Source organism: Variovorax sp. 20P10.2.4, assembly GCF_058244205.1.
The window spans coordinates 1-1,567 of record NZ_JBZAYE010001061.1 but is presented as its reverse complement, the minus strand read 5'-3'; the positions used below and the strand labels follow the sequence as shown (position 1 = coordinate 1,567).

Here is a 1,567-nt window from a genome sequence, read left to right as displayed (position 1 = left end):
AGCCGCGGATGCGCCGCACGATCTCGGCGCTGCGCCGCGCCTGCGCCATGGTCTCGTCGAGGCTGCTGGCCAGCAACGCCTGGTTGCCCTGTTCGGCGAAGGCCTTGGCCGCGCCCGCGAAGCTGCTCAGCGCCATCAGCGGCTGGTTGAGCTCGTGCGCCAGCGTGGAGGCCATCTCGCCCAGGCTCGCGAGCCGCTGCGCATGCTGCAGCTGCTCGTCGTTCTGGCGCTGGCGCAGCTCGGCGCGCTTCTGCTCGGTGATGTCGACCACCGAGCTCATCCAGCCCGCGTGGCCGCCGTCGGCATCGATCAGCGGCGCGGTGTAGACCATGGTGATGACCTCGCGGCCGTCGCGATGGCGCAGCCGCGATTCGAAGCCCGACAGCGCGGGCTGGCCGCTCATCATGGCGTCGTAGTGGTGCCAGTGGCGCGGCACCTCGTCGGGATGCCAGTAGGGGTAGGGCGGCAGCTTGCCGAGCAGCTCGTCGGCGCCGTAGCCGGTCATCTCGCAGAAGGCCGGGTTGACGTAGGTGATGCGGCCCTCGAGGTCGCGCGCGCGCATGCCGACCAGCAGCGAATCCTCCATCGCCTTGCGGAAGGCATGGGCCTCGTCGAGCTCGTGGGTGCGCTCGCGCACGCGCAGCTCCAGCTCGCGCCGCGCGTCGCGCTGCTCGGCGAAGCGGCGTTCGCGCAGCCGCCAGTAGAGGCCGCCCAGCAGCAGCACGCCGGCACCCAGCAGGCCCAGCATCCAGGTGCGCTCGCGGGCGCGCGTGACCTCGGCATGGTCGACCATCACCGTGAGGGTCCAGCCCAGGTCGGGCAGCGGCTCGTCGATCGCGAGGAAGCTGCGCGGCTTGCCGCCGAGCGCGGTGCGCACCAGGTAGCCGGGCTCGCCGTCGCCGCGCTGGGTCTTCCAGGGCAGCGCGGGGAAGCTGGCGCGCGCGCCGTACTGCTGGTCGCGCCGCAGCCGCTCGAGCTGCACCGCGTCGAGCGGGCGCGTGGCCTGGTACATCCACGCGGGCACCGAGCTCAGGAACACGATGCCGCGCGCGTCGGTCAAGAGGATCGGGTCGCGTACGAAGGTCCAGGCCTCCTGCAGCGCGCGCAGGCTGACCTTGACCGTCACCACGCCGATCACCGCGCCCGCGTCCGAGCGCACCGGCGCCGAGATGAACAGCCCCGGTTCGCCGGTGGTCTGGCCCACGCCGTAGAACAGGCCGCTGCGGCCCGCGCGCGCATCGATGAAGTAGGGCCGGTTGGCATAGGACTCGCCGACGAAGCTCTGCGGCGTGGCCCAGTTGCTGGCCGCGAGCGTGAGGCCCTGCGGGTCGATCAGGTAGAGCGCGTCGGAACCGGCCTGCCGGTTCACCTCCTCGATGTAGAGGTTGGCGCGCTGCTTCACGGCCGCGTCGTCGGGGTGCGCGAGCGCGGCCAGCACCTCGGGATGCAGCGCCGCGGTGAACGGCAGGTAGCTGTACTTGCCGGCCGAGTCGCGCAGGCCCAGCACGTGCACTTCCATCGCGCGGCGGATCGAGTCGGCCTGGAAGCTGGCCTCGCGCGCGGCCGC

Annotated in this window: 1 protein-coding gene; it reads right to left on the bottom strand. The window is 72.3% G+C overall.

Features of this window, described 5'->3' with window-relative positions; genetic code table 11:
- Window positions 1-1,567: PAS domain S-box protein (locus AC27VN_RS41050; protein ID WP_490880448.1), on the bottom strand; the 1,567-nt coding region annotated here is incomplete at both ends.